The 21,751-nt window shown below is 68.5% G+C and carries 23 protein-coding genes and 1 pseudogene; 15 read left to right on the forward strand and 9 right to left on the reverse strand.

All coding sequences use genetic code 11. From position 1 onward, the window contains the following. Nucleotides 1–106: 106 nt before the first annotated feature. Nucleotides 107–772, reverse strand: a complete 666-nt coding sequence (gene msrA, locus DCO49_RS13810; RefSeq protein ID WP_165835730.1) for a peptide-methionine (S)-S-oxide reductase MsrA — start codon at nt 770–772, stop codon at nt 107–109. 30 nt (nt 773–802) lie between these two features. After that, on the reverse strand, nt 803–1,066 hold the full coding sequence (locus DCO49_RS13815; protein WP_079220701.1) for a DUF2007 domain-containing protein: 264 nt from the start codon (nt 1,064–1,066) through the stop codon (nt 803–805). Nucleotides 1,067–1,223: 157 nt separating this feature from the next. On the opposite strand from DCO49_RS13815, the gene DCO49_RS13820 reads away from it, so the two are divergent. The 6 genes from DCO49_RS13820 (at nt 1,224) to DCO49_RS13845 (ending at nt 6,586) form a co-directional block, all read left to right on the forward strand. Continuing rightward, nucleotides 1,224–2,972 carry a glutamine--tRNA ligase/YqeY domain fusion protein gene (locus DCO49_RS13820; protein ID WP_116864516.1) on the forward strand — a complete coding sequence of 583 codons (1,749 nt, stop codon included), beginning with the start codon at nt 1,224–1,226 and terminating at the stop codon, nt 2,970–2,972. A gap of 43 nt (nt 2,973–3,015) precedes the next feature. Beyond that, a complete protein-coding gene (locus DCO49_RS13825; protein ID WP_116864517.1) occupies nt 3,016–3,663 on the forward strand; it encodes a hypothetical protein in 648 nt (215 codons plus the stop codon). A gap of 51 nt (nt 3,664–3,714) precedes the next feature. Then, nucleotides 3,715–4,440 carry a DUF6348 family protein gene (locus DCO49_RS13830; protein ID WP_116864518.1) on the forward strand — a complete coding sequence of 242 codons (726 nt, stop codon included), beginning with the start codon at nt 3,715–3,717 and terminating at the stop codon, nt 4,438–4,440. 93 nt (nt 4,441–4,533) lie between these two features. Further along, the gene (locus DCO49_RS13835; RefSeq protein WP_116864519.1) at nt 4,534–5,094 is read left to right on the forward strand and encodes a nucleoside deaminase; all 561 of its coding nucleotides are present in this window, start codon (nt 4,534–4,536) and stop codon (nt 5,092–5,094) included. After that, nucleotides 5,078–6,145: a 23S rRNA (cytidine(2498)-2'-O)-methyltransferase RlmM gene (gene rlmM / locus DCO49_RS13840; protein ID WP_116864520.1), complete on the forward strand. Its 1,068-nt coding sequence runs from the start codon at nt 5,078–5,080 to the stop codon at nt 6,143–6,145. Before DCO49_RS13835 ends, rlmM begins: the two co-directional genes overlap by 17 nt. A gap of 48 nt (nt 6,146–6,193) precedes the next feature. Continuing rightward, nucleotides 6,194–6,586 (forward strand): EF-hand domain-containing protein, encoded by a 393-nt coding sequence (locus DCO49_RS13845; protein WP_116864521.1) that lies wholly within the window; start codon nt 6,194–6,196, stop codon nt 6,584–6,586. Between the two features lie 75 nt (nt 6,587–6,661). Here the strand turns inward: DCO49_RS13845 and DCO49_RS13850 are convergent, their stop codons facing one another. After that, nucleotides 6,662–7,843, reverse strand: coding sequence for a UbiH/UbiF family hydroxylase (locus tag DCO49_RS13850; RefSeq protein ID WP_116864522.1), 1,182 nt, complete (start codon nt 7,841–7,843; stop codon nt 6,662–6,664). After that, nucleotides 7,840–9,048: a 2-octaprenyl-6-methoxyphenyl hydroxylase gene (ubiH, locus tag DCO49_RS13855; RefSeq protein ID WP_116864523.1), complete on the reverse strand. Its 1,209-nt coding sequence runs from the start codon at nt 9,046–9,048 to the stop codon at nt 7,840–7,842. Before ubiH ends, DCO49_RS13850 begins: the two co-directional genes overlap by 4 nt. Before the next feature lie 89 nt (nt 9,049–9,137). Between ubiH and DCO49_RS13860 the strand changes: the two genes are divergently transcribed. From DCO49_RS13860 to DCO49_RS13900, 9 genes and pseudogenes are all read left to right on the forward strand, one after another. Next, nucleotides 9,138–9,722 carry a hypothetical protein gene (locus DCO49_RS13860; RefSeq protein ID WP_116864524.1) on the forward strand — a complete coding sequence of 195 codons (585 nt, stop codon included), beginning with the start codon at nt 9,138–9,140 and terminating at the stop codon, nt 9,720–9,722. 8 nt (nt 9,723–9,730) lie between these two features. Beyond that, a complete protein-coding gene (locus DCO49_RS13865; RefSeq protein WP_116864525.1) occupies nt 9,731–10,285 on the forward strand; it encodes a cob(I)yrinic acid a,c-diamide adenosyltransferase in 555 nt (184 codons plus the stop codon). Nucleotides 10,286–10,291: 6 nt separating this feature from the next. After that, the gene (locus tag DCO49_RS13870; RefSeq protein WP_116864526.1) at nt 10,292–11,230 is read left to right on the forward strand and encodes a histone deacetylase family protein; all 939 of its coding nucleotides are present in this window, start codon (nt 10,292–10,294) and stop codon (nt 11,228–11,230) included. An 89-nt stretch (nt 11,231–11,319) separates the two neighbouring features. Then, the gene (lptD, locus tag DCO49_RS13875; RefSeq protein ID WP_165835729.1) at nt 11,320–13,827 is read left to right on the forward strand and encodes an LPS-assembly protein LptD; all 2,508 of its coding nucleotides are present in this window, start codon (nt 11,320–11,322) and stop codon (nt 13,825–13,827) included. Beyond that, nucleotides 13,824–15,152 (forward strand): annotated as a pseudogene (locus tag DCO49_RS13880) (peptidylprolyl isomerase); the annotation flags it as partial. The gene lptD and the pseudogene DCO49_RS13880, both read left to right, overlap by 4 nt. Nucleotides 15,153–15,170: 18 nt before the next feature. Beyond that, the gene (pdxA, locus tag DCO49_RS13885; RefSeq protein ID WP_116864529.1) at nt 15,171–16,151 is read left to right on the forward strand and encodes a 4-hydroxythreonine-4-phosphate dehydrogenase PdxA; all 981 of its coding nucleotides are present in this window, start codon (nt 15,171–15,173) and stop codon (nt 16,149–16,151) included. Further along, nucleotides 16,148–16,951: a 16S rRNA (adenine(1518)-N(6)/adenine(1519)-N(6))-dimethyltransferase RsmA gene (gene rsmA / locus DCO49_RS13890; RefSeq protein WP_116864530.1), complete on the forward strand. Its 804-nt coding sequence runs from the start codon at nt 16,148–16,150 to the stop codon at nt 16,949–16,951. Before pdxA ends, rsmA begins: the two co-directional genes overlap by 4 nt. A gap of 13 nt (nt 16,952–16,964) precedes the next feature. Then, nucleotides 16,965–17,348 carry a Co2+/Mg2+ efflux protein ApaG gene (gene apaG, locus DCO49_RS13895; protein WP_116864531.1) on the forward strand — a complete coding sequence of 128 codons (384 nt, stop codon included), beginning with the start codon at nt 16,965–16,967 and terminating at the stop codon, nt 17,346–17,348. 15 nt (nt 17,349–17,363) lie between these two features. Then, nucleotides 17,364–18,368: a symmetrical bis(5'-nucleosyl)-tetraphosphatase gene (locus tag DCO49_RS13900; RefSeq protein WP_116864532.1), complete on the forward strand. Its 1,005-nt coding sequence runs from the start codon at nt 17,364–17,366 to the stop codon at nt 18,366–18,368. A 93-nt stretch (nt 18,369–18,461) separates the two neighbouring features. On the opposite strand, the gene DCO49_RS13905 is transcribed toward DCO49_RS13900, so the two are convergent. The 5 genes from DCO49_RS13905 to DCO49_RS13925 are packed head-to-tail and all read right to left on the reverse strand — an operon-like array spanning nt 18,462 to nt 21,745. Next, a complete protein-coding gene (locus DCO49_RS13905; RefSeq protein WP_116864533.1) occupies nt 18,462–18,953 on the reverse strand; it encodes a dihydrofolate reductase in 492 nt (163 codons plus the stop codon). Between the two features lie 13 nt (nt 18,954–18,966). Continuing rightward, entirely contained in the window at nt 18,967–19,539 is a 573-nt protein-coding gene (locus DCO49_RS13910; RefSeq protein WP_243402746.1) for a hypothetical protein, read from the reverse strand. After that, nucleotides 19,536–20,330, reverse strand: a complete 795-nt coding sequence (locus tag DCO49_RS13915; RefSeq protein ID WP_116864535.1) for a thymidylate synthase — start codon at nt 20,328–20,330, stop codon at nt 19,536–19,538. Before DCO49_RS13915 ends, DCO49_RS13910 begins: the two co-directional genes overlap by 4 nt. After that, the gene (lgt, locus tag DCO49_RS13920) at nt 20,327–21,214 is read right to left on the reverse strand and encodes a prolipoprotein diacylglyceryl transferase (RefSeq protein WP_108767794.1); all 888 of its coding nucleotides are present in this window, start codon (nt 21,212–21,214) and stop codon (nt 20,327–20,329) included. Before lgt ends, DCO49_RS13915 begins: the two co-directional genes overlap by 4 nt. Nucleotides 21,215–21,250: 36 nt before the next feature. Beyond that, entirely contained in the window at nt 21,251–21,745 is a 495-nt protein-coding gene (locus tag DCO49_RS13925) for a TPM domain-containing protein (protein WP_116864536.1), read from the reverse strand. Nucleotides 21,746–21,751: the final 6 nt, after the last annotated feature.

Here is a 21,751-nt window from a genome sequence, read left to right on the forward strand (position 1 = left end):
GTGTCCTGCCAACCCACACCGACCCACCCAGCCAGCAGAAAACCAGAGCCGCTTCAGCTTTTGACGTTGACGTTGACGTTGCCCGCCGCAGGCGGACCTCCGCGCGTCAGCGCGGCGGCTCCACATCCAGCCCGATCGGGCAGCTCACGCCGGTGCCACCAATTCCGCAATACCCGTTCGGGTTCTTCGCCAGATACTGCTGGTGGTAATCCTCGGCGTAGTAATACTCCGGCGCCGGGTACGCGATCTCGGTGGTGATCGGCCCGTAGCCGGACGCGTCCAGCTGCGCCTGGTAGGCCTCGCGGCTGGCCAGCGCCGCCGCATACTGCGCCTCGTCGGTGGCGTGGATCGCCGAGCGGTACTGGGTGCCCGTGTCGTTGCCCTGGCGCATGCCCTGGGTCGGGTCGTGGCTCTCCCAGAACAGCTGCAGCAGCCGCTCCAGGCTCACCACCGCCGGGTCGAACACCACCTGCACCACCTCGGTGTGGCCGGTCAGGCCCGAGCAGACCTCTTCATAGGTCGGGTTCGGGGTAACGCCGCCGGCATAGCCGACCGAGGTGCTGTACACGCCCGGCTCGGTCCAGAACTTGCGCTCGGCGCCCCAGAAACAGCCCAGCGCGAAGCGGATCTGCTGCAGGCCGGCGAAGCGGTCCTTCAGCGGATGGCTGTTCACGAAGTGCTGGTTGCTGTGCAGCGGCAGCGGCTGGTCGCGGCCCGGCAGCGCCTCTTCCGGGCGCGGCAGGCGCTGCTTGAAGGCCCCGATGCCGAGGATGCCCTGGCTGATTCCCAACATGATGCGCTCCTACGCCGGCTGTCCGGCCCAATCGTCTGCGTCTGAAATGGGGTCGGACGGGCCCTGGCCCAAGTCCAGCGCGGCGATGATCTCCTCTGCCTGCGGCCGTGCCACGTCGGGGATGCCGACCCGCAGCACGCCGAACAGCGGCAGCTCGCCCATGCCGCCCAGCAGCTGCTCGCCGAACACGAACGCGGGGATGCCGGCATCCTCCAGCGCGTGCTTGACCAGGTGGGCGTCGAACAGATTGTCGGCCTTGTACACGATGTGCATGGGCGGCTCCTCGGGACAGGGGTCCAGCATACGCCCGGGGGCTGAATCGCGCCGCTGCGCTCGGCGGGCATGGCCCGGCGCTACCTACCCGGACCGGGCAGCCCCGCCCCTGACGCGCTAGACTGTTGGTCTTTCTGCCTTTCTCTTTCGCCGACTCATGTCCGAGCACACCCCCGCCAGCCCCGAGACCCCCGCCGACAGCCACGAGAAGCGCGATTTCATCCGCCAGATCGTGCGCGAGGACCTGGCCAGCGGTAAGCACCAGGCGATCAAGACCCGCTTCCCGCCCGAGCCGAACGGCTACCTGCACATCGGCCATGCCAAGTCGATCTGCCTGAACTTCGGCCTGGCCGGTGAGTTCAGCGGCGTCTGCAACCTGCGCTTCGACGACACCAACCCGGCCAAGGAAGACCCCGAGTACGTGGCCGCCATCCAGGACGACGTGCGCTGGCTGGGCTTCACCTGGAACGAGCTGCGCCACGCCTCGGATTACTTCCAGACCTATTACCTGGCCGCCGAGAAGCTGATCGAACAGGGCAAGGCCTACGTCTGCGACCTGTCGGCCGATGAAGTGCGTGCCTACCGCGGCACCCTCACCGAGCCGGGCCGCCCGTCGCCGTGGCGCGACCGCAGCGTCGAGGAAAACCTCGACCTGTTCCGCCGTATGCGCGCCGGTGAATTCCCGGACGGCGCGCGCACCGTGCGCGCCAAGATCGACATGGCCAGCGGCAACATCAACCTGCGCGATCCGGCCCTGTACCGCATCAAGCACGTCGAGCACCAGAACACCGGCAACGCGTGGCCGATCTATCCGATGTACGACTTCGCGCATGCACTGGGCGATTCCATCGAGGGCATCACCCACTCGCTGTGCACGCTGGAATTCGAAGACCACCGCCCGCTGTACGACTGGTGCGTGGACAACGTCGATTTCGCCCATGACGATGCGCTGACCCAGCCGCTGGTCGACGCCGGCCTGCCGCGCGAAGCCGCCAAGCCGCGCCAGATCGAGTTCTCGCGCCTGAACATCAACTACACGGTGATGAGCAAGCGCAAGCTGATGGCGCTGGTCACCGAACAGCTGGTGGACGGCTGGGAAGACCCGCGCATGCCGACCCTGCAGGGCCTGCGTCGCCGCGGCTACACCCCGGCGGCGATGCGCCTGTTCGCCGAACGCGTGGGCATCAGCAAGCAGAATTCGCTGATCGATTTCAGCGTGCTTGAAGGCGCGCTGCGGGAGGACCTGGACAGTGCCGCCGCGCGCCGCATGGCCGTCATCGATCCGGTGAAGCTGGTGCTGACCAACCTCGACGAAGGCCACCAAGAGCAGCTGACCTTCAGCAACCACCCCAAGGACGAAAGCTTCGGCAGCCGCCAGGTGCCGTTCGCCCGCGAGCTGTGGATCGACCGCGAAGACTTCGCCGAAGTGCCGCCCAAGGGCTGGAAGCGCCTGGTGCCGGGTGGCGAAGTGCGCCTGCGCGGCGCCGGCATCATCCGCTGCGATGAAGTGATCAAGGATGCCGACGGCACCATCACCGAGCTGCGCGGCTGGCTGGATCCGGAATCGCGCCCGGGCATGGAAGGCGCCAACCGCAAGGTCAAGGGCACCATCCACTGGGTCAGCGCCGTGCACGCCGTGCCGGCCGAGATCCGCCTGTATGACCGCCTGTTCTCGGTGCCGAACCCGGACGACGAGTCGGAAGGCAAGACCTACCGCGACTACCTCAACCCGGATTCGCGCCGCACCGTCACCGGCTACGTCGAACCGGCCGCGGCCAGCGCCACCCCGGAGCAGTCGTTCCAGTTCGAGCGCACCGGCTACTTCGTCGCCGACCGCCGCGACCACACCGAAGCCAAGCCGGTGTTCAACCGCAGCGTGACCCTGCGCGACACCTGGTCGGCCTGATCGGATAGGCGGGCGCCGCAACGGCGCCCGCTCTCGAGCCGCCATGCTGACTGTCCTGTCTTTCCTGTTCTGGCTGCTGACCGGACACGCGGTGCTGGTCTTCTTCGCCGCGCTGCTGCTGATCGGCCTGGTGTCGTGGCGCCGCCGCCGTCCTGGCTTCGCCTTGGTCGTGTTCCCTCTGGCCCTGCTGAACATGATCGTCGGGCAGTTCGCCAATGCGGCCTTCCTCAACCTGGCCGGCGAACCTGGCGAGGCCATCATCGTGCGGGCTGAACAGACCAGCTCGCAGTTGAACGAACAGTACATCTGGCGTTACGAAGTCGTGCTGCATACGTCCGACGGCCGCGATGTCGAAACGGTCATGCATACCGATACGGCAGCCCTGTGGCCGCTGAGCAATGCGATCCGCATCCCGGGCGCCAACCAGCCGTTTGCAGTCAAGTACGTCAACGGTTTTGCCCGCAACTTCGTCATCCTCACCAATGAATCACCGCACGGCATCGCCCAGGCCCGCGCTCGTGCGCGCGAACGGGTAGAGGTTGCCGCGCGCAAGCTGCATTTCAGCCCGGACAACGCCGGGTTCCGCGCCGACTATCGACGCGAGCTGGAGACCTGGCTGCGCGACCACGGCAACGACCCGCAGCAGCAGTCCGAGGCACAGCGCTATCGCGCCGAACTCGACGCCCTGTAGCGCCCGCCCTGCCCGGTGGCTGTGCCCCATCCTGCAAACCAGGTACCTTCGATGACCAAGACCGCCTCTCCCCTCCTGCCGCTGCTGCACCAGGTCCTACTGGGCCGTGACATCGCCTGTGCGCTGGAGGGCCACGAACTGGTACTGGACAGTGGCCTGCGCCTCAGCCCGCATGCGATAGGTGCCGATCCACGCGACAACGGCGGCTGGCAGACCTCCACGGTGATCGAGGCGCGCCATCCGGAGCTGTTCGCCGATGGCCTGTTCGAGTACCAGCACGCCGCCGGCGACAGCCAGCAGGAGGCCGCGCTGTCCGGCTTCGAGAACTGGGTGAGGGTCGACCTGGCCACCCTGCAGGCCGCCATCGGCGCCAATGATGCGCCCGAGCTGCATATGCTGACCCTGCGCTACGGCGCCGAGGAAACCGGAACGCCGCTGGCGCGCGCGGTGGTGCTGGGCCCGCTGGCCCATTACCGCGGCGAGCCCGCCGACGACGCTGCCGCCTGCAGCGAGGACGACCACGGCTCCTGCCCGTGCTGCCTGTTCACCCAGAGCGTGGACGCCTTCAACGACCTGCTGAAGACCCGCCAGTTCCTCGGCATCCGCCTGTTCGCCTCGCGCGATGCGGACGGCCAGTGCGAGGCCGACTGCCGGGTCAACGGCCACGACTTCCCCGCTGCCCTGCCCCTGCTGCGCGCCTACGCCGCACGCTGGCCGCAGGCCGGTCTGGAGTTCCGCAAGCAGTACGTAGTCGTCCGCACCGATCTGGACGACTGAGCAGACACCCCCGGTGCACCCGGCGGCCGCTACACTGCGCGCCGGTTTCCGAACCCGCCGCACCTCTCCATCTTCCACACGAGGCACCCCGCGATGCTGTACGCGCAAGTCCACCTGACCCTACCTGCCTGGATCCACGACCAGATCGACCTGGATCGTCGCTATCCCGGCGATGAGGCCAAGGTCGCGCTGGCCATCGCGCTGTCGCGGCTGAACATCGAGCACGCCAGCGGCGGCCCGTTCGGCGCGGTGGTGTTCGGCCCGGAAGACAAGGTGATCGCCGTCGGCGTGAACCGGGTGATGCCGCATGCAACCTCGCTGGCGCATGCCGAGAACATGGCCTACATGCTGGCCCAGCAGCGCCTGCAGACCCCGCGTCTGAACGCTGTGCTGTCGCCGATCACCCTGGCCACCAGCTCGCAGCCGTGCTGCCAGTGCTACGGCGCAACCGTGTGGGCCGGCATCGACCGCCTGCTGATCGGCGCCAGCGCGGCCGATGTGGAAGAACTGACCCCGTTCGATGAAGGCCCGCTGCCCGCCGACTGGGTCGGCGAGCTCAACAAGCGCGGCATCGAAGTCGTGCAGGGTCTGAACCGTGATGATGCGCGCAGCGTGCTGCGTGTCTATGGAGAGAGTGATGGCGCCCGCTACTGAGGCAGGCATCGGCCTGCTGTGCCTGTGCCGCCAGGGTTTCGAGCCCGAGCTGGCCGGCGAACTGCAGTTCCGCGCCGGCGAAGCCGGTTTTGCCGGCTATGCGCGCACCCAGCGCAATGATGGCTACGTGCTGTTCATGTGCGACGAAGCCGCCGCGCTGGCCCCGCGCCTGCGGTGGCGCGAGCTGATCTTCGCCCGGCAAAAGCTGGTCGTGCTGGCCGAACTGCCGCAGCTGGACCCGGCCGACCGCATCACCCCGATGCTGGAGGTGCTGGCCGATGCGCCGCGCTTCGGCGACCTGTGGGTGGAGCACCCCGATTCGGATGCCGGCAAGCCGCTGTCCGGGCTGGCCCGCGCCTTCGGCAATGCGCTGCGCCCGGCGCTGCGCAAGGCCGGCAAGCTGACCGACAAGCCCAATGCGCGCCTGCCGCGCCTGCACGTGGTGTTCGTCGACGGCACCCATGCCTTCGTCTGCGTGGCCGACCCGGCCGACAGCGCACCGTGGGCGCTGGGCATCCCGCGCCTGAAGCTGCTGCCCGAAGCGCCCTCGCGCTCGGCGCTGAAGCTGGACGAAGCACTGCTGACCCTGCTGACCCCGGAAGAACGCGAACAGCTGGCAAAGCCCGGCATGCGCGCGGCCGACCTCGGCGCCGCACCGGGTGGCTGGACCTGGGTGCTGACCCGCCAGCACATGCACGTGCTGAGCATCGACAACGGCCCGCTGCGCCAGCATGTGCTGGACACCGGTCTGGTCGAGCACCTGCGCGCCGATGGGTTCCACTGGCACCCGGACCAGCCGCTGGACTGGATGGTCTGCGACATGGTCGAGCAGCCGCGCCGCGTGGCCGAGCGCATGGCCACCTGGTTCCGCGAAGGCTGGTGCAGACATGCGATCTTCAACCTGAAGCTGCCGATGAAGAAGCGCTGGGACGAAACCCGGCTGTGCCTGGACCTGTTCCAGGAGCAGGCCGGCAAGCCGCTGGTGGTACGTGCCAAGCAGCTCTACCACGACCGCGAAGAGATCACGGTGCTGGCCTCGCCGCTGCGCTGAGACACGACGCCCGCCGGGCATGCCCGGTGCTACCGGGAATACGACTGCATGCACTTTCGACTGATTCCACTCCTGATGGCCCTGCTGCCGGCGGCTGCGTCGGCGCAGGTGGCCCTGCCCCAACCGGCACAGAGCGCACCGCTGCGTGACGACAGCGGCGTGGTCCGCCAGCAGTCACTGGCCAGTGGCCGGGTGACCGGCAGCGTCGACATCACCGTGCCGCTGGGCGAAACGCCGGTGACGGTGCGCTCGGTCAGCCCGGCCAGCGTGGTCGGGCAGTACCGCATCCACTTCGCCGCGCTGGATGTGGATGGCGATGGTTTCATCAACCGCGACGAGGCACAGGCCAACCCGGCGCTGGCCGATGAATTCACCTCGCTGGACGTGAAGCATCGCGGCAAGCTGGACCGCACCGACCTGGCCGGCTGGCTGATCGACTGATCCGATTCACGCACGCCAACCAAGGTTGGCGACTACCAGCCGCGCGCTCGCCGGGCATGGCCCGGCGCTACCGGCTTAGACGCCGGCCGCGCGCTTCCAGAACGCCTGCACCAGCGGGGGCCACCTGCCGACGCAGCCCAGCGCGCGGCCACGGGCCAGGGTCAGGTGCATTTCGTCGTTGGAGAACAGGCGGTTGATCGCATCGAAGCTGTAGGCGGCAATCTGGTTGTCGCTGCGCCGTTCGCGGGCCCAGCGCTGCAGGCGCTGCGGCGACAGGCGTGGCTGGCCACGGCGTTCGGCCGACGGTGCCAGCCATTGCTGCAGGGCGGCGACATCGCGCAGCCCCAGGTTCACGCCCTGCCCGGCCAGCGGGTGCACCACATGTGCGGCATCGCCCAGCGCCAGCACACGACCGGCCACGTAATGGCGGGCCAGCTGCCGGCGCAGCGGGAACGCCGCGCGCGGCGAGGCCAGGCGCAGTTCGCCCAGGCGCGCGGCGAAGGCACGGGTCAGTTCGCGGTTGAAGGCGGCTTCGTCCAGGGCCAGCACGCGTGCTGCCTCGTCCTCTGGCAGCGTCCAGACAATCGAACTGCGGCGCTCGGCCACCGGTAGCAGGGCCAGCGGCCCGGTGGGCAGGAAGCGCTGCCAGGCCGTGGCCTGGTTCGGCAGTTCGCTGTCCACATAGGCCACCACGCCCCGCTGGTGATAGTCGTGACGCTCGACCTCGATCCCGGCCAGCTGGCGCAGGGTCGATTCGGCACCATCGGCCGCCACGGCCAGCGCGGCATCCAGGCGGCGGCCATCGTCCAGGCGCAGGCGCACGCCGTCTTCGTCCTGCTCCAGCGCTTCCACCCGCGCCGGGCAGTGCAGCTGCACGCCAGCGGCCGGCAGCGCCGCCCACAGGCGGTCCTGCAGCAGGCCGTTCTCGACGATGTAACCCAGCTCGCGACGACCGAAGCGGTCGGCGTCGAACAACAGATCCTCGCCACCGGCCGCATCCCATACCTGCATGCGCCGGTACGGCCAGGCACGGGCCTGGGCGATCGCCGGCCACACGCCAAGGCGCTGCAGCAGCTGCACGTTGTCGGCGGCGAACGCGAACACCCGCAGGTCCGGCTGCGCGGCCTGCCACGGCGACGGCTCGCGGCCTTCGACCAGGGCCACCGAAAGACCGACATCGGCCAGCGCCAGCGCACAGGCCGCACCGACCACGCCACCACCGACGATGGCCGCGTCCAGGCGCATGCGGCGGCTCATGCGGCCTCCCCACGGCACAGGCGCGGCACCTCGCCGCGGAAACCCATCGCGCCGCCGACCAGCATCGACTGCACCGACGCGCGTTGCGCGGCGACCAGGCCCAGGCTGCGCAGCGGCCGCAGCAGCGGCGCCGGGTTGCTGGTCAGCCGGGCCAGGCCACCGGAGAACGCCACCGTCTGCCGACGGTCCTCTTCGCGGCGGGCCACGTAGGCCTGCAGCAGGCCATCGCTGCCGGCATCACCGCCCGCGTCTTCCAGCAGCTCGGCCAGGGTCAGCGCATCGCGCAGGCCCAGATTGAAACCCTGCGCACCCAGCGGGTGGATGGTCTGCGCGGCATTGCCCAGCAGCACCGTGCGCTGCCCGGCCAGCGCGCGCGCCAGCACCTGGATCAGCGGGTAGGCACTGCGCGGACCGGATTCGAGCAGGCGCCCGGCACGCCAGCCCAGCGCGCTCTGCAGGCGCTGCAGCCAGGCGGCATCGTCCAGCGCCATCACCGCCTCGGCCTGGTCACGGGCCACGCCGTGCACGCAGCCGAAGTGGCGGTCACCGCGCGGCAGCAGCGCCGTCGGGCCGGTGTCGGTGAAACGCTCCCAGGCACTGCCGTCGGGCGCGCGCTGGCTGCGCACGCGGGCGACGAACAGGGTCTGCAGGAAATCATGGCGGTCGACCTCAATGCCCAGCGACTCGCGCACGCCGCTGGCGGTACCGTCGGCACCGACCACCAGGCGTGCCTGCAGCACGCGCTCGCCGCTCTCGTCGGCCACGCGCACCTGGCGATGGCCGTCGATCACCTCGCCCAGGCCGAGGAAACGCATCGGCCGATAACGGTGCAGGCGCGGCAGCTCCTGTAGTCGTGCTTCCAGCGCCTGGCCGAAATCGCGCGCCACCACCACCTGGCCGAACCAGGGCCGGTCGTAATCGGCCGCGTCGAGCTGGACCCGGCCGAAATCCCCGGCGCGGCTGACATGGATGCGGCGGATCGGGCCGGGCGCCATTGCCAGCTTCTGCATCACCCCCAGCGCGGTCAGCGCATTGACGGTGGCGGCGGCAAAGCTGAGGTTGCGCTGGTCGAACACCGCCGGCAGTTCGCCGGCCGGGCTGGCCTCGAGCAGGCCCACGTCCAGGCCCAGCCGGTCCAGGGCGATGGCCAGGCTGGCTCCCACCAGACCGCCACCGACGATCAGCACGTCATGTCGTTCACTCATGAGCCAATGATACGCGCTCGCCGCCGGGCCCTGCGCCAACCCGCGCGGCGGGCTAGAATGAAAGCTGAATCCGCTCCGGGCCCGCTGCCATGTCCGACACCGCCAACCGCGCCTTTGTCCTCTCCGTGCTTGTGCTGTTGCTGGCGGCGACCCGGGTCAACCACTTCGCGGCCATCCCAGATGCGTCCTGGGCGGTGTTCTTCATCGGTGGCTTCTATCTGGCGCGCTGGACGCGCTGGGCGTTCCCGCTGCTGATGGTCTTCGCCGTACTGGTGGACTGGATCGTGATCCGCAGCAGCGGCCTGGATTTCTGGCAGCACTACTGCGTCTCGCCCGGCTACTGGCTGCTGCTGCCGGCGTACTTCTCGCTGTGGGCCGGTGGCCTGCTGCTGGGCCGCAACTACCACGGCGCGCACTGGTCGACCCTGGGCAAGGGCGCGCTGCTGCTGGTGGCCTCGGTGGCCCTGTGCCACCTGCTCGCCCAGGGCGGCTTCTACTGGACCACCCGCAACGTGGCCGAGCCGACCGTGGCCGGCTGGGCGCAGAACTACGCGCAGTGGTTCGGCCCCTATCTGCGCACCACGGCCATTTACGTGGCGCTGGCCGCGGCCCTGCAGCTGGCGGTCGAGCAGGTGCTGAAGCTGCAGCAGGCCCGCCGCGACATCCAGCACTGAGCCATCGCATGGGCCATCGTCTTTCGCGCATCTACACCCGTACCGGCGATGACGGCAGCACCGGCCTCGGCGATGGCAGCCGGGTCGGCAAGGACGACCTGCGCGTGGCCTCGTATGGCACGGTGGATGAAGCCAACGCCGCCCTCGGCCTGCTGCTGGCCGCGCCACTGCCCGACGACGTGCGGTCTCTGGTGGTCCACCTGCAGCACCAGTTGTTCGACCTCGGCGCCGAGCTGTGCGTGCCGGGCCATGCCGCCATCCACGCCGCCGACATCTCAGCGCTGGAACAGCAGCTGGATCATTACAACGCCGACCTGCCGATGCTGAAGGAATTCATCCTGCCGGCCGGCGGCGAAGCGGCCGCGCGCTGCCACCTGGCACGCACCATCGTGCGCAGGGCCGAGCGCGAGACCGTCTCCCTGGCGCGGGTGGAAAGCGTGCGCAGCGAAGCCCTGCAGTACCTCAACCGGCTGTCGGACCTGCTGTTCGTGCTGTCGCGGGTGCTGGCCCGTGCCGATGGCCACGGCGAGGCGCTGTGGCAGCCGCAGCACCGGCAGCGCTGACCGCCGATGCTGGTCTATACCCACCCCGCCTGCCTGCAGCACGACCCCGGCCCCGGCCATCCCGAGTGCCCTCAGCGGCTGCAGGTGGTGCTCGATGCCCTGCACCAGGCCTTCCCCGGCCAGCTGGACTGGCGCCAGGCACCGCCGGCCAAGTTCGGTGAACTGAGCCGGGTGCACGACAGCGCCCTGCTCGACTTCGTCCTGCAGCCGCAGACCCTGCCGCTGCGCCAGCTCGACATGGACACCTGGACCTCGCCCGGCTCGGCCAGCGCCGCCGCGCACGCGGCCGGCGCCGGCGTGGCCGCAATCGATGCGGTGATGCTGGGCGAGGACCCGCTGGCGTTCTGCGCGGTGCGCCCGCCCGGCCACCACGCCACCAGCAGCACGGCGATGGGCTTCTGCCTGCTCAACAACATCGCCGTGGCCGCCGCCTACGCGCGCGACCGCCACGGGCTGGAGCGCATCGCGGTGGTGGACTTCGATGTCCACCATGGCAACGGCACCCAGGACATCTTCCAGCACGACGCCCGGGTGTCGTACTACAGCACCCACCAGGCCGGGCTGTTCCCCAATTCGGGCCTGCGCCGCGACCGTGGCGCCGGCAACCTGATGAACATCCTGCTGCCGCCGGGCAGTGGCGGGTTCCGCTTCCGGAATGTCTGGGCCGACGAGATGCTGCCGGCCATCGACGACTTCCGCCCGCAGCTGCTGCTGATATCGGCCGGCTTCGACGCCCACCTGCGCGACCCGCAGGCCGACCTGATGCTGGAAACCGACGATTTCGCCTGGATCACCGCCGAACTGCATGCGCTGGCCCGCCGCCACGCGGCCGGCCGGGTGGTGTCGATGCTGGAGGGCGGCTATGACCTGCAGGCCCTGTCCGAGTGCACCGTGGCCCATGTCCGGGCCCTGCTGGATGGGGCATCCGGGCCACGGGCTGGATGAACCCGAACCGGCAGCGGACGGCAACCTTCATTGCCCCTATGCAGCGGATGGGGCAATCTACCGTCCGTTTTCGCCCGAATCCGAACCGCGTGCGCCGAGCCCTCCGCCTGCTTCCCCTGCCCCTGAGCATCGCCGTCTGCCTTCCCGCGATGGCCGATGACAAGCCGCTCAACTGGGGCCTGTGCCCGGCAACCGAGGTCATTCCCGCCTTTACAGATGCCCCTACCCCGGTCCCCGTACCCGGGCAGGACAAGGCCGCCGCCAGTGCCGAGCGCGAGCAGCAGCCCACCGACATCGAGGGTGACCAGTTGCTGGGCACCACCACGGTGCCGCAGTACCAGGGCAACGTGGCGCTGCGCCGTGGCGACCAGTTCGTCGGTACCGACAAGCTCAGCTTCGACACCGAGAGTGGCAATTACATCGCCGACGGCAATGTGCGCTACCAGGATGCATCGATCCGCATGGTCGCCAAGCGTGCCGAGGGCAACCAGGAAAGCGACACCCACAAGATCACCGACATCCAGTACCAGCTGGTGTCGCGCCGTGGCAACGGCGATGCCGAATCGGTCGACCTGCAGGGCGCCGTCGGCCAGATGCACCGTTCGACCTACACCACCTGCGATCCCTCGCAGCCGGTGTGGAAGCTGTCGGCACCGGAAATCGAAGTGGACAACGACGAGGGCTTCGGCACCGCACGCAATGCCGTGCTGCGCATCGGCAAGGTGCCGGTGCTGTGGGCGCCGTACTTCAAGTTCCCGATCGACGACCGCCGCAAGACCGGCCTGCTGTTCCCGCAGCTGGGCATGTCCGGCCGCAACGGCTTCGATTACGCCCAGCCGATCTACCTGAACCTGGCGCCGAACTACGACGACACGCTGACGCCGCGCTACATGAGCCGGCGCGGTCTGATGCTCGACAATGAGTTCCGCTACCTTTACAACGGCGGCCGCGGCGAACTGCTGACCGCGTACATGCCCAACGACGAACTGCGCGATCGCGACCGCGGCCGGGTGATGTTCAACGGTTACCACAACGTCGACAGCCACTGGCAGGCCCGCGCCAACCTGGCCTGGGTCAGCGACGAGCGCTACATCGAGGACTTCGCCAACCGCCTGGTCGGCGTCACCGCGTCCAACCTGCAGAGCACCATCGGCCTGTACGGCACCGGCCAGGACTGGACCGCCGGCATCATGGCCGATCGCTGGCAGCTGACCGATTACACCCTCAATGAAAGCGCGCTGGCCTACAACCGCCAGCCGCGGCTGTATTTCAACTGGGACAAGTCGCTGCTGCCGTGGCTGGAGACCGGCGTCTACTCCGAGGTCGTCCGCTTCACCCACGACGACATCAACTTCAAATACGACGCCAGCGCCGGCGAAGACCTGCAGTACACGCGCAACGGTCTGCGCCAGACCGACGGCATCGGTGTCAGCGGTGGCTCGCGCCTGGACCTGAAGCCGTACGTTTCGTTCCCGATCAGCGGCGCCGCCTGGTATGTCACCCCGACCCTGGCCTACCGCTACACCGCCTATCAGCTGGACCGCGGCCTGGTGGACGGCGTCAACGGCATCCGTGGCCAGATCCTGCGCTCGCAGGGCATCGACCCGACCACTGCAACACCCGAGCAACTGCGCGGCAACACCTCGCCCAGCCGCAGCATGCCGATCGCCAGCCTCGATGCCGGCCTGTTCTTCGACCGCGACACAAAGATCGGCGGCAAGTCCTTCCTGCAGACCCTGGAGCCGCGCCTGTTCTACCTGCGCACGCCCTACCGCAACCAGGACGAACTGCCCGTATTCGATACGCGTGACTTCACTTTCAGCTGGGGCCAGCTGTTCCGCGATTCGCGCTATACCGGCGCCGACCGCCAGAACGATGCCAACCAGCTGACCTTGGCACTGAGCACCCGCTTCATCGACCAGACCACGGGCAAGGAACGCTTCTCGGCCTCGATCGGCCAGATCCAGTACTTCGACGAGTCGCGGGTGACCGTGACCCCGGGCGGCGCCCCGGTCGAAAAGGGCAAGTCGGCCTGGATCGCCGATTCGAACTACATGATCAACGACCGCTGGACCCTCGGCGCCACCTACCAGTGGGACCCGAAGTACAAGCGCGAGGATCTGGCCAGCGTCCGCGCCCGCTACCTGATGTCCAACGACGGCGTGGTCAACCTGAGCTACCGCTACCGCATCAACGCCGGTGCGGCGGCCAATGCCACCAAGGAAGAGCGCACCCTGCTGGAACAGGCCGACCTGTCGTTCCTGTACCCGCTGAACGAGCGCTGGAGCCTGGTGGGCCGCTATTACTACTCCATCCAGGACAGCAAGCCGCTGGAAATCATCGGTGGCGTGCAGTGGGACAGCTGCTGCCTGGCCGTGCGCGCCGTTGCCCGCCGCTACGTGCGCAACCGCGAGGGTGATCTGAACAACTCCATCCAGCTCGAGTTCGTGCTCAAGGGCCTGAGCTCGCTGGGCCAGGACACGGACCGCACCCTGCGCCGTGCTATCCTCGGGTACAACCGCGACGACCTCTATCTCGTGCCGCCCAGCAACACCGGGGCGAGCCGGGACGACTACGATCCAAACCAGATCCCATGACCAAGAGCTTCCCCGTCCTACTCGCTTCGCTGCTGGCCGTGTCCAGTGTGTCCGCCCCCCTCCAGGTCATCGCCCAGGAGGCCCAGCCGCTGGACCGCATTGCAGCCATCGTCGATGAGGACGTGGTGCTGCAGAGCGAACTGCAGCGCGCGATCGTCAACATCAAGGCCCAGTACGCCGGTCGTGAGAACCAGCTGCCGCCCGACGACGTACTCAGCCGCCAGGTGCTCGAGCGCCTGGTGCTGGTCAAGCTGCAGGTCGCCCGCGCCCAGGGCAGCGGCATCCGCATCAGCGACCAGGAATTGAACCAGGCGATGAACTCGATCGCCCAGCAGAACGGTTCCAACCTGGACGCCCTGCGCCAGCGCCTGGCCAGCGACGGCATCGATTTCGCCGATTTCCGCGCCTCGGTGCGTGACGAGATCACCGTGCAGCGCCTGCGCCAGAGCTTCGCCCAGAGCCGCATCAGCGTCAGCGAAGGCGAGGTTGATGCTGCCCTGAAGCAGCAGGCCACCGTCGGCAACCAGTACCACCTGGCGCACATCCTGGTGGCCCTGCCCGAGGGTGCCACTGCCGAACAGATCTCCACCGGCCAGAAGAAGGCCGATGGCGTGAAGGCACTGCTGGACAAGGGTGAGCTGGACTTCAACGCCGCCGCCGTCCGCTATTCCGACAGCCCCAACGCGCTGGAAGGCGGCGATCTGGGCTGGCGCAGCCTGGATGAGATCCCGGCCGCCTTCGCGCAGATGATGCAGCAGATGAAGGCCGGCGATGTGGTCGGTCCGATCCGTGGCCCGAGCGGCTTCCAGCTGCTGAAGCTGGTCGAGGTGCGCGATGCCAACGCCGCCACCGGCGACCACACCGTCACCGAGTACCACGGCCGCCACATCCTGGTGCGCGTGGACGACAACCAGACCGACGCGGCCGCCAAGGCCAAGATCGACACCCTGCGTGCCCGCATTGCGGGTGGTGCCGACTTCCAGGCCGTGGCCAAGGAATCGTCGGAAGACAACAACAGCAAGGGCCAGGGCGGCGATCTGGGCTGGTTCCCGGCCGATGCCTTCGGTCCGGCGTTCGGCCAGCAGGTCGAAGGCATCCAGGACGGCGGCGTCAGCCAGCCGTTCCGTACCGATGCCGGCTGGCACATCGTGCAGCGCGTTGCCACGCGCCAGACCGACGTGACCAGCGACAACCAGCGTGCCCAGGTCCGCGAGACCATCGGCCGCCGCAAGCTGGAAGACGAATACAACCGCTTCCTGCAGGAACTGCGTGGCGAAGCCTACGTCAGCTTCCGCAGTGGCGACCGCGCGGAGAACACCGCGACGCCGCAGCAGCCCTGACCGATGCGCCCCGAGCTCGCTCTGGTACCGGGCGAGCCGGCGGGGATCGGCCCGGAGCTGTGCGTCCGCCTTGTCCAGCAGCCGCGTGATGATTGCCGGCTGCTGGCCTTCGCCGACCCGGATACCCTGCGCGCGGCCGCGGCCGCGCTGAAGCTGCCCCTGCAGCTGCTGCCTGAGGATGCCGAGGCCCGCCTGCCCGGCGACCTGCGTCTGCGCGCCCTGCCCAACACCACCCCCAGCCACTTCGGCCAGACCGATCCCGCCAACGCGGGCGCGGTGGTCCGTGCGTTGCTGGCGGCCGGCCAGGCCTGCCTGTCCGGCGAGCTGCAGGGCGTGGTCACCGGCCCGGTGCACAAGGCGGTGATCAACCAGGGCGGCATCGCCTACAGCGGCACCACCGAACTGCTGGCCGACCAGGCCGGGGTGAAGGTGGTGATGATGCTGGCCAACGACATCGTGCGTGTGGCCCTGGCCACCACCCACCTGCCGCTGCGCGAGGTGGCCGATGCGATCACCACGCCCAGTCTGGAACACACCCTGCGCACCGTGCATGCCGCGCTGCGCCGCGAGTTCGGCCTGCCTGCGCCACGCATCGCCGTGCTCGGGCTGAACCCGCATGCCGGCGAAGACGGCCACCTCGGCCGCGAGGAGCTGGACCTGGTCATCCCCCTGCTGCAGCGCCTGCGCGCGGAGGGCATGGAACTGGTCGGGCCGCTGCCGGCCGATACCGCCTTCCTGCCGGCCAAGCTGGCCGGCTTCGACACCGTGCTGGCCATGTACCACGACCAGGGCCTGCCGGTGTTGAAGTATTCCGGCTTCGAACAGGCCGTGAACCTGACCCTGGGCCTGCCCTACCCGCGCGTGGCCGTCGACCACGGCACCGCGCTGGAGCTGGCCGGGCGTGGCATCGCCGATCCTTCCAGCCTGCAGGCCGCAACGACGCTGTGTGCGCGGCTGGCCCGGCAACGTACACTGAGCGCATGAATTCCCCGCATTCCCCCTCCGGCCCGGTGTTCACCGCCCCGGCCAAGAAGCAGCTTGGCCAGCATTTCCTGGCCGACCGCCACTACATCGACAAGATCGTAATGGCGGTCAATCCCAAGGACGGTGACCGTCTGGTCGAGATCGGCCCTGGCCAGGGCGCGATCACCCTGCCCCTGCTGCGCGTGCACCCGAAGCTGACGGTGATCGAGTTCGACCGCGACCTGATCGCGCCGCTCACCGCCGCCGCCGAACCGCTGGGCGACCTGACCATCGTCCAGGGCGACGTGCTGCGCGTGGATTTCACCGCGCTGGCCGCCGGCGAGCCGATCCGCCTGGTCGGCAACCTGCCCTACAACATCTCCTCGCCCATCCTGTTCCACGCACTGGAGCACGCCGCGGTGGTCCGCGACATGCACTTCATGCTGCAGAAGGAAGTGGTGGACCGCATGGCTGCCGCCCCGGCCAGCAAGGTCTATGGCCGCCTCAGCGTGATGCTGCAGGCGTACTGCCAGGTGACCTCGCTGTTCGTGGTGCCGCCGGGCGCGTTCCGGCCGCCGCCGAAGGTCGACTCGGCCGTGGTGCGGCTGGTGCCGCGTGACCCGGCCAGCGTCAACATCAACGACCACAAGCGCTTTGCCGACGTGGTCAAGGCCGCCTTCGGGCAGCGCCGCAAGACCCTGCGCAATGCGCTCAACAACGTCGTCACGGCCGAGCAGTTCGCGGCCGCCGGCGTGCGCCCCGATGCCCGTGCAGAACAGCTGGATGTGGCTGAATTCATCGCTTTGGCCAATGCCACCTGATTACACTGCCGGTATGGAAGACGCTGACGTTTACGCCATTACTGTCGAGGTTGCTCCGCGCTTCCTCGACGACCAATCCGCGCCGGAACACGGCCGCTATGCGTTCGCCTATACGATCCGCATCCACAACCAGGGGCGCGTCGCCGCGCGCCTGGTCGCCCGCCACTGGCGCATCACCGATGCCAACGGCCGTGTCGAGCATGTCGATGGCGACGGGGTGATCGGCGAACAGCCGCGCCTGCGCCCGGGTGAAGACTTCCGTTACACCTCGGGTGTCATGCTGGGGACCGACCACGGGACCATGCAGGGCCACTACGACATGGTTGCCGATGACGGCACCGAATTCGCCGCGCCGGTCGCACCTTTCGTGCTGGCCGTGCCGCGTACCCTGCACTGACACGGAGGCCGGACGATGAGTGTATGGGCGATCGGCGACCTGCAGGGCTGCTACGACGTTACCCAGCGACTGCTGGAAAAGATCCGCTTCGACCCGGCGCAGGACACCCTGTGGTTCTGCGGCGATCTGGTGAACCGCGGCGGACAGTCGCTGGAAACCCTGCGCCTGGTGCATTCGCTGCGCGAGCACAGCGTGGTGGTGCTGGGCAACCATGACCTCTCGCTGCTGGCCGTCGGTGCGCGCACCGAAGAGGAACAGCGCAAGGTCAACCCGGACCTGCTGCGCATCGTGCAGGCCGAGGACCGCGACCAGCTGCTGGACTGGCTGCGCCTGCAGAAGCTGGTGCACGTGGACCGCGAGCTGGGCTGGATGATGGTGCATGCCGGCCTGGCGCCGAAGTGGACCACGCAGATGGCCGAGAAGCACGCCGCCGAGGTGGAAGTGCAGCTGCATGGCGCCGGCTACCGCAAGCTGTTCCGCAACATGTACGGCGACAAGCCGAGCTGGGCACCGAACCTGTCCGGCTACGACCGCTCGCGGGCGATCATCAATGTGCTCACCCGCATGCGCTACTGCACCCCGCGTGGGCGCATCGGCATCGAGGACAAGGGCACGCCGGGTACGCAGGAACAGGGGCTGTATCCCTGGTTCGAAGTACCGGGCCGGGTGGAGCGTGACCTGAAGGTGGTCTGTGGCCACTGGTCGGCGCTGGGCCTGACCATCACCCAGGGCGTGCATGCCATCGACACCGGTGCGGTGTGGGGCGGCAAGCTCACCGCCATCCAGCTCGACACCGACGAACTGCGCGTGGTGCAGGTACCCGGCCGGGATGTGCCGGCACCGGTAGCCAATGCCCGCCCGCCGGCACGACCGGCGCGCGAGCGGCCGGCCGCTGCCGCGCAGGACAAGGACAAGGAAGCGGCCGCAGCACCTGCCGCCAGCCGTGGCCCGCGTCGTCGCCGTCGCCGTGGTGGCGGTGGTGGTGGCGGCAACGGCAACAGCGCGCCGCCGCAGGGCTGATACGTTCAACGCTGTTTTGTAGAGTCGAGCCATGCTCGACTGCGGCGTCGGCAACAGCAGTCGAGCATGGCTCGACTCTACAGACAGCGACGGTCAGCGACGCACGTAGTGTACGAACCGGAACGCGTACGCGTGGCGCGCATCGGCCGGATGCGGCTCGCTGCTGGTTTCCTCCCAGACGCCCGGATCCACCTCGGGGAAATGGGTGTCGGCCGGTACGTCGGCATCCACCCAGGTCAGGTACAGGTCGCCGGTCTGGTCCAGCAGCTGGCGGAAGATCTCGCCGCCGCCGATGATGCACAGCTCGCTGGCGCCCTCGCCTTCGGCAATGGCCTTTGCTTCATCCAGCGACGCCACCGCACGCATACCCTCGAACGGCACCTGGCCGCTGCGGGTCAGCACCAGGTTGGTCCGCCCCGGCAGCACGCGGCCGATCGATTCGGCAGTCTTGCGGCCCATCAGGATCGGCTTGCCCAGGGTGAGCGCCTTGAAGTGCTTGAAGTCGTCCGGCAGGTGCCAGGGCATCGCGTTGCCCTGGCCGATGCCACGGTTGCGGTCCAGCGCCACGATCATCGAGAGTTTCATCCGAGCACCCCTGTCAGCTGGCATCGATCTGCAGGCGCTGGCAGGCATCCTTCGCCACCTGCGCGGCCTGGAATGCAGCAGCCAGTGCTGGCGTGGCGGGAGCGTTCTCATCCATTGCAGCAAACACCTTCTGCTTCTGCGCGTCGTCGATCTCCTGCAGGCCCGGCCCGGACATCACCTGCCGGTACAGCCCGCCGGGGTCGGTGTCCGCGTCGGCACTCTGCGCAAGGAAGGCCTTCAATTCCTCGGCGGAATACACCGCCGCGAGCTGCTTGTCCATGGCTGCCAGGTACGCCGGCTCTTCGATGCCCGACCTCACCTGTGCGGCCATTGCCGCGTACAGGGTCGTCACTGCCTCGCCCATCTGCGCCTGGCAACCGGCCGGCGAATCCTTGACCAGGCTCTGCCCAGCGCCGCCGTTCATCGCCTCGGTGATGGCCTGTATCTCTTCCTGCACATGCCGGTGCACGATCTGCGCATTGACCTGCCGGGCCAGCGCCAGCGTATCCGCCGGGGCAGCCTGCGCCATGGCCGGCAACAGGCCCGCCAGCACCAGCAGCGCCGGTGCAGACATACGCCGCGTCATACCGCCACCGGCGCCTTGATCGCCGGGTGCGGGTCGTAGCCATCAATGCGGATGTCGTGGAACTGGAAGCCGAACAGGTCGCTCACCTCCGGGTTCAACCACAGCTTGGGCAGCGTGCGCGGTTCACGCGACAGCTGCTCGCGCGCCTGCTCGTAATGGTTCGAATACAGGTGCGCATCGCCCAGGGTGTGCACGAAATCGCCCACGCCCAGGCCGGTGGCCTGCGCCACCATGTGGGTCAGCAGCGCGTAGCTGGCAATGTTGAACGGCACGCCGAGGAAGATGTCGCCGCTGCGCTGGTACAGCTGGCAGCTGAGCTTGCCGTCCACCACGTAGAACTGGAACAGGTTGTGGCACGGCATCAGCGCCATCTGCGAAAGCTCGCCCACGTTCCAGGCGCTGACCACCAGCCGGCGCGAATCGGGGTTGCGCTTGATCTCGTCCACCAGCCACTGCATCTGGTCGATCTCGCGACCATCGGCGGTGGCCCAGCTGCGCCACTGCTTGCCGTAGACCGGGCCGAGGTCGCCGTTCTCGTCGGCCCACTCGTCCCAGATGCGCACCTGGTTGTCCTTCAGGTAGCCGATGTTGGTATCGCCCTTCAGGAACCACAGCAGCTCGTGGATGATCGAGCGCAGATGCAGCTTCTTGGTGGTGACCAGCGGGAAGCCTTCGTTGAGGTCGAAGCGCATCTGCCAGCCGAACACGCTGCGCGTGCCGGTGCCGGTGCGGTCGCTCTTCTCGGTGCCGTGCTCGAGCACATGCGAGAGCAGGTCGAGGTAGGCCTTCATGCCTTGCCCTCCGCGGCCACCATCGGCTGCGGCTGCAGCACCGGTGCGCGGCGCGACAGGGCCAGCAGCACCAGCCCGAAGGCGATGAGCGGCACGCACAGGATCTGGCCCTTGGTCAGCCAGCCGAAGGCCATGTAGATGCCGTTGTCGGGCATGCGCACGAACTCGACCGCGAAGCGGAAGATGCCGTACAGCAGGGCGAACAGGCCACCGATCAGGTAGCGGTGGCGCGGTTTGGCCGACACCGCCCACAGCACCACGAACATCACCAGGCCTTCCAGCGCCGCTTCATACAGCTGCGAGGGATGGCGGGCGTACTGGTTCAGCGCGCCGGTGGCGAACTGCGCCTGCAGAGTGGCGGTGTCAAGCTGGTTCAGCGGGGCCGGCAGGCCGGACGGGAACACCACGCCCCAGCTGCCATCGGTGTACTTGCCCCACAGCTCTGCGCCGATGAAGTTGCCGATGCGGCCGAAGCCCAGCCCAAGCGGCACCAGCGGCGCCATGAAATCCATGGTGTCGAAGAAGTGCAGCGCGTGCTTGCGCGACCACCACCAGCAGGCGGCGATGACGCCGAGCAGGCCGCCGTGGAAGCTCATGCCGCCATCCCACACCTTGAACAGCAGCAGCGGGTTGTGCAGGAAGTCGCCCAGCGCGTAGAACAGCATGTAGCCGATGCGCCCGCCCAGCACCACGCCGAGCATGGCGTAGAACAGCAGGTCGGAGAAACCGTTGGCATCGACGCCCGGCAGGCGGCCCTCGGCGATGCGCTTGCGGCCCAGCAGCCAGGCCGCGGTGAAGCCCAGCAGGTACATGATGCCGTACCAGTGCACCTTGATCGGCCCCAGCGAAAGGGCGATGGGGTCGATGTCGTGGAAATAGATCATGGAAGCTGCCTTGCGGGAGTACGGGTATTTTACGGCTCAACCCAGGATCTGCGGGGTGTCGGGCAGGCCGTCATCATCGGACCGCGTGGCCGCCGGGAAGTGCCCTTCCACCAGCGCGGAGACTTCATCGATGGCGCTGCGCAGCGCCTCGGCCGGGTTGGCCCCGCGCAGGCCCTCGCGCAGGTGGGTGCAGACCCGCTGCCACTGCGCTGGACTGACCCGGCCGTGCAGGCCGCGGTCAGCCACGATCTCGATGGCGTGGTCGGCCAGCAGCAGGTAGATCAGCACGCCGTTGTTGTGGTGGGTGTCCCAGGTGCGGAGCTGGGCGAAGGCCTGCTCGGCCGCCTGCCGCGGGGTCGTGCCCCGCCACAGCGCGTGCAGCGGCAGGTCCGCCTCCACCGCGAACATGACCTGGCCGCCATGGCGTGCCTCGCCGGCGGCAATGGCCTCGGTGATGGCCTGCAGGGTGTCCGGCGGGAAGGCCCGCCGCACCGAGGGCGCGACCACATGTCGGAGCAGGCGCCGGATCATCACCAG

It is taken from the genome of Stenotrophomonas sp. SPM, from assembly GCF_003105135.1.
Lineage (GTDB): Bacteria > Pseudomonadota > Gammaproteobacteria > Xanthomonadales > Xanthomonadaceae > Stenotrophomonas.